Raw genomic sequence first — 6194 nt, 5'->3', positions numbered from 1 at the left:
GTCTTCCGTGAGCGACGCAATTTCCAGGGTGTTTACGCCGGCAGGAATCTTGAGCGTCAATTCCGCATCTTTCCATGCGGTCCACTCGCCAGTCGGCTCCAGGTCCAGCTTTTCTACCAGGACCTTGCCGTTTACCGAAATGCTTACGGGGCGGTTGGCACTCCCGCCATTTGCATAAGTCAGCTTAACCTTGCGTTCATCGCCCTCGGGCAGGCAAAGCGCAAACGTAATCGAGGAACCCACCGCATTGTCCAGGTTCGCATAGCCCTTGCCCGAAAAGCCTTCGTGCTTATCCTCGAAAAGCGTCTGATTGAATACGGTATTTTCCGCCTCGTACCTAAGCGAATCCTTGCCCACGAACTTGAACGCGGCACCAAGATTCACGTCCTTCGCGAGACTTGCCACAACGTATTCCTTGTCGAGCCCGCTTGCATCTCCGCTCCAGCCCACAAATTCCCAGCCTTCCAGAGGTGTCGCAGTAAACGTGACGTTCGAGCCCTCGGGAATTTCCGTACCGGCGATATTCTGGGCTATCGTCCCGCCAATTCCGGCATCGAGCGCCACCTTGTAGCTCTTGCCCGACTTGATGAGTTCGATATCGTCGACGGCAATCCACTGGCTAGAAGAGCCCGCCGTGCTAAACCCGATGGTTATCTTCCCGTTCGTCACGGTGATGTTTTCCACCGCCTTCTTCGTCCAGTTGCCTGCAGCCGCGGCAATAGACACGTTCTGCTCGCTGCTGCCGAAATCCTTCGCGAACATCTTCGCGGAACTCTGCCCACCGCTGCTCTGCACATAGGCGCTCAGGGTGTACTTCCCGTTCGGCACCGTCAATGTCTGCGTGAGCGTCTTGCTGTCCGTCAGGTAGAGCCCCCAGCGGCCCGTGCGTTTCTTGGATGTGGAATTGATGTTGTTGGCATCGGCCTTATCCAGTTGCCAGCCCGTCAAGGTCGTCTGGCCCACGCGATCCGCCTCGAATGTCGGATTCAGGCAATAGTTGTTGCCCGCGCCCACGCTCCACGTGCCTTCCTTCACGTTGATGTTCCACTCGCTCAGGGAATGGAACACGGGTTTGCCCGTCTCGAAAGAAATAGGCAGCCACTGGTTGTAACCGAGGCCATTCCCCGCGAAATCGCTCCAGCGGTCACCCGCATTCACCACGAACGAACCCTTCGTGCCCTTCACCATGACAAAGAACCCGGTCTGCGTCACGTGACTAAAGTCGTGCTGCGTTCCTTCAAGTACGAACTCTTCGCTGTAGGGGCCCAGGATGTTTGTCGCCGACATGCAATATGTCTGCGAAGTGTTCCAGCCGTGCAAATCAGAAGAGCAGAAGTAGTAAACGCCGTTCTGCTTGAACATGGCGTTCCCTTCGCGGCCACCCACGCGACTCTTGTGGATATTCACCGTCCTGGAACCGTCAATCGCCAAAAAATCCGATTCCCGGAGCGGTGCTACGTACAAGTTAGTACGGCCCTTCACGTTAGACGCAATCACGTACGCCTTGCCGTCATCATCCTGGAAAAGCGTCTGGTCGCCGGTATTGTTGTTCACGAAGAACGTCATCTCGCTTTCGGGCTGCACGCGCGCGAACTTGAACGGCCCCGTAGGGGAATCGCTGGTAGCAAAATACTCGCCGAATTCCCAGCTCGGGCTTGCGCCCTGGCCCGCGAGCACATACTTCTTGCTCTTCGCGTTGTACACGACGCCAATGCGCCCGAACCATCCACCGCCCGCTTCGCTCGGTTTCAGCACGATTCCCTCGAATTTCCAGTTGACCAGATCCTTCGAGGAATAGCAGGTGACGCCCGCAAATCCGGTATCGTCGTTTTTCTTGGTGGGGTTCGCCGCGTATGTAACGGCGCCGTTGTACTTGACTCCGTACCAGTAGAACGTATCGCCCACCTGGAGCACGCCACCGCCCTGCGAATAGATAAAGTTACCGTCCGTATCTTTCCAGAAACGGTCATTTACGATAGTCTGCGCCGTAGCCGTACCGGCAAGGGATGCGACAAGCAATCCCCCGGCAAGCACCATCTTGAATAAACTCATCTTTTTCATAAACCACCCCCGTTATTTTGAATAAGTCCTGATTCTCGATGCCTTGCGGTCACCTGCACGCAGCGCATTCACCGAGCGACCGTTCACGTAGAACAGGCGTCCCGGCTGCTGCATATTCTGCCTGCGTTGCGGAAGCGTGCGCACAAACGTCGTCGAATCACCCACAGAAACTTCCGTAGAATCCGCAGTCGAATCGACCGGCGCAACCGACGTATCGACCGGAACGACAATCGGCGTTACAGCGGTATCCTTCGGCGTGGTATCAACCGGCACTATAACAGGCGACACATAGCCGTATTCGTACGCACCCAAATCCGGAGCCTTGCCCTCGTACTTGAGCCCCACATTCACGCCCTTGTCAATCATCTGGCTGTTCTTCGCGAGCTTCAGGAAGTCAATATCCGGAAGGCTACCGTCGGCCTGGCGCGGGCCGAACGCACCACCGAGAGGTCCGAGTTCCTTGCCCGTCACGGTCATGCTCGGGTCCGACACACTCACGAAATCCGATTCCTTCGGGGTGATGTTCAGGTTCCAAGTATTGTATTCGCCCGCCGCATATTCACCGCCGATATAGGCCGTCTTGTTCGGGAAGGCAATGTTATTCTTCATCACGTGAGCCTTGCTCCCCTTGAGTACGACGCCGTCAGTGCGGTTATCATTTGCATCCCAGGTACTCGCCCACATGTTGAACGCGGTGCCGTTCATATAGGCCGTATTGTTGAACCAGTCGTTACCACCGCTGCTGTGATTTGCATAGAAACCAGACGCCTTGTTTTTCCATGCGACGCAGTTGCGGATGGTGTGGCGCACCCCTGTCTTACTGCTCCCCGCCTTGAAACCGTTGCCGTTGCCGTCCTTCGGCTTGCCGGTCCCGTAGTTGCTGTAACCGTGGCCCATCGCCCAACTGTTCTCAATGATTACCGGGAACTCCTGGCTAATAAAATCCCAGCCGTCGTCGCTGTTCCACCAGGCACGACAACCGATGAACTTCGTCGTATCGCCACCCTGCTGGTAGTGCACGCCAAAGCCGTCGGCATTCTGGCCGTCTCCCTGGCGTCCGTTGGGGTCGTAGTTGTCGTGACTGTCGCAGTTCAAGAACAAATGTCCGCCGCCGCTTCCCGAGCCCTTCTCGTTCACAAAGAATCCCGAGCCGCCGTTGTGGTGGCTATCGATCAGTTCCAAGAAGATATGCTTACTGCGGGACACGTACACGCCCACATTCGATTCGCCCTTCATGGGCACGTTCTTGACTTCGAGCCCCTTCAAGTGCAAGTACTGCGCCTGAATGAGGATACCCGAAGTGTACCTTACGTTGTTCGAACCGTTGGCAATCGGCATCTTGCTGAAGTCAATGACCGGCTTTTCGCCCGGGTACGCGAGGTAATGAATGCGCTTGTTGTCGCTTGAACCGCTCTTGGTCAGGTGAATGCCCGCGAACATGTTGTCGTTTTTCACATAGTTCGTGTCCGTATGCAGGTAGGTTCCGCCGCGAATCCACACGGTATCGCCCGCGTTCACCACGGAATTCGCCTTGTTGAGGGTCGCAAAGGGGCTATCTTTCGTTCCCTTGTTCGTATTCTTGCCATCGGGGGCCACGTAGTAGGTCGCCCCGAAAGTTTCCGCAGCAGCCAAGGCAATCACGGCCGCACACAACACGCGCTTCATTTTCATAAACACCTCATCCCGTTACTTTGAATATATCTTGATTTTCGATGCACGGTTCTTCAATGCACCCGCAGAACGCCCGTTCACCAGGAAGTTCCGGCCACCGTTACGGAGCGTATTGCTACGCACGGGGATCCTCTGGAGTACCGTCGTGCCGCTGTCGCCCACCACCGAGTCGCCGGGATTGACGGGGACCACCGCATTCTTATTCACGAACTCGATACGGTCGATATTCGGGCCGCCATCCTTCGTGAGCGAGGCGATGGTGATGGCGCTTGCACCCGCAGGCAACCTGAGCGTCACCGTACTCGAATCCCACGATTCCCAGGCACCCGTCGATTCAAAGTCCACCGATTCCACCTGCACCTTGCCATTCACCGCAACACTTACCGGGCGATTTGCCGTAGAGCCGTTCGCAAAGACAATCTTCACGTCCTTATCGCCCTCGCCGGCAGCAACTACGGAAAGCGTCAGCGAAGAACCCACCTCGTTATCGAGATTCGCGTAGCCCTTGCCCGAAAAGCCCTCGTGCGTCGACTCGAGAACCGTCTTGTTGAACACGCCGTTTTCCGCTTCGTACTTGAGCGAATCCTTGCCCACGAACTTGAAGGTCGCGCCCAAGTTCACATCCTTGCCGAGACTTGCCACCGTGTATTCCTTGCCGTTACCCGTGTTGTCGCCAGTCCACGCCACGAATTCCCAGCCCTCCTGCGGAACGGCGGTAAAGGTCACCTTGCTCCCTTCGGCAATTTCACTGCCCTCGATGCTCTGCGCAATCGAGCCGCCGTAAGCAACCGTCGTCTTCACGTTGTACTTCTTAACGGTCTTGCCGTTCTGCACCCAGCTTGGGAGCGTCGCGTTGTATTTTTTCGCGATATCGCGCAGTTCCTTGAGTCGTGCGTTCGCCGTATATTTCTGGCCGTCGCGGTCGAACATGGGCTTTTTGCTGTAGCGGGTCGGTTCCCACACGAAGGTTCCCCAGCCCAGGTCGCCAAATTCATAGAACACCGAGTTCACAAGGGCCGTGCGTTCGCCCGTATATTCGCAGCTCAACACGGGCTTCTTGTTCTTGATCACCAGGCCGAACATGTCGCGCCAATCCTGCCCGTTGTTCGTGGTACCATAGGTGGAACCGCAAATGGCATCGTAGTCGATGTTCGCGTGAATCTTGTTGTACCAATCCGCGAAGCCCTTCTCGGGGCGCGGCTGACCATGCTGCATCACAATCTTGATGGAAGGATCCGTCTCGCGCACCGCACGCACACCCGAATTGATGATATTCGCGAAGTCCGCCGTCTTGCTCAGCGAAACGCCCGCCACCTTCGAGTTGATTTCGTTACCCACCTGCACCATGTCGGGGCGCAGTCCCGCCTTCATGAGCGCATCCATGGTCGTCTTCACGTGGTTATAGGCGAGCTTGCCCATCTCGGCATTGCTCTTGCCCGCCCACGAGGCCGGAACATTCTGGTGGCCGATGGATGCCCACGTGTCGCTCATGTGGAAATCCAGGAAGAATCCCATGTTGTGCGCCTTGATGCGCTTGGCGAGCGCGATGGTATGCTCCAGGTCGCACCAGCACACGTTGGAATTCGCGCCGGAGTAGCTGTTCTTCGCGTAGCCGATGCACGAATTCACGAAGGTGCGCACGCGGATAAAGTTGATTCCGTGATTCTGCAGGATATCAAAGAGATCCTGCTGCTTGCCGTTATCGTAGTATTTCGCCCCCAACGACTCGTCTTCGAGCACCCACGAGACATCGACACCCACGATATACGGGCGCGCAAGCGCCGCAACCGCCACGGCACCCAGAACCAGCGCCGTTTTCCTGATGATTTTTCCCAATCCAAACATCCGTCACTCCTTTGTTTTTAGTTAATATTTTGTTGTACTATAAATTGTACTACAATTTTCTATAAATATAACTCTTTTTACTACAAAGCGTACTATATTTTTTGAAAAATTTTAAAATTGGCGATTTTGGACGAAAAATGGGGATTTTTCAATTCCCAATGCGAATAGGCTTACCCGTAAACAAGTCCGAGCGCGATGGCGAGCAGGCTGAGTACCGCAATCTGCTTGACGATGGCGAAATTTTCATGGTCGAACATGCTTTACCTCAGCTCGATTTTCTGGATGCGGCCGCCGAGCCTTACCACGTATGCGCCAGGGGCAAGATTCTTCACGGCAACTTGCGCAGCGTGCCCGCGGGCAACGACCATGCCGTGCAGGTTCATCAGGGCGTAATCCGCAGCCTGCGAGAATCGCAACCCATCCGCGCGAGAAACCCCGACAATCCGCGCTCCAAGATTCACGGGCGCTACGACTAGCGACGCAGTTTCCGCGGAGCTGCTCAACGCGTCCTCGCTAGAAGAACTTGACATCAGTTCAGCGGTCCCTGAGCTCGACGCATCCTCGCTGGAAGAACTATATGCAGATTCGTCGCCCATATATTCAAACTTGAACGACTG

Annotated in this window: 3 protein-coding genes and 1 pseudogene; all 4 read right to left on the bottom strand. The window is 55.7% G+C overall.

Annotated elements, in window-relative coordinates:
• Positions 1-2061 (bottom strand): family 43 glycosylhydrolase (locus tag Q0W37_RS14965; protein ID WP_297702348.1); only part of this gene is annotated, 2061 nt, incomplete at its 3' end.
• A gap of 12 nt (positions 2062-2073) precedes the next feature.
• Positions 2074-3732 (bottom strand): right-handed parallel beta-helix repeat-containing protein, encoded by a 1659-nt coding sequence (locus Q0W37_RS14960; RefSeq protein ID WP_297702347.1) that lies wholly within the window; start codon positions 3730-3732, stop codon positions 2074-2076.
• A gap of 15 nt (positions 3733-3747) precedes the next feature.
• Entirely contained in the window at positions 3748-5577 is a 1830-nt protein-coding gene (locus Q0W37_RS14955; protein WP_297702346.1) for a glycosyl hydrolase 53 family protein, read from the bottom strand.
• Positions 5578-5837: 260 nt separating this feature from the next.
• A pseudogene (locus Q0W37_RS14950) lies at positions 5838-6194 on the bottom strand (glycoside hydrolase); the annotation flags it as partial.

Source organism: uncultured Fibrobacter sp., assembly GCF_947166265.1.
In the GTDB taxonomy this organism is placed as follows: domain Bacteria; phylum Fibrobacterota; class Fibrobacteria; order Fibrobacterales; family Fibrobacteraceae; genus Fibrobacter.
Note: the sequence above shows the minus strand (reverse complement) of the source record. Positions and strands in the feature narration are given on the sequence as shown.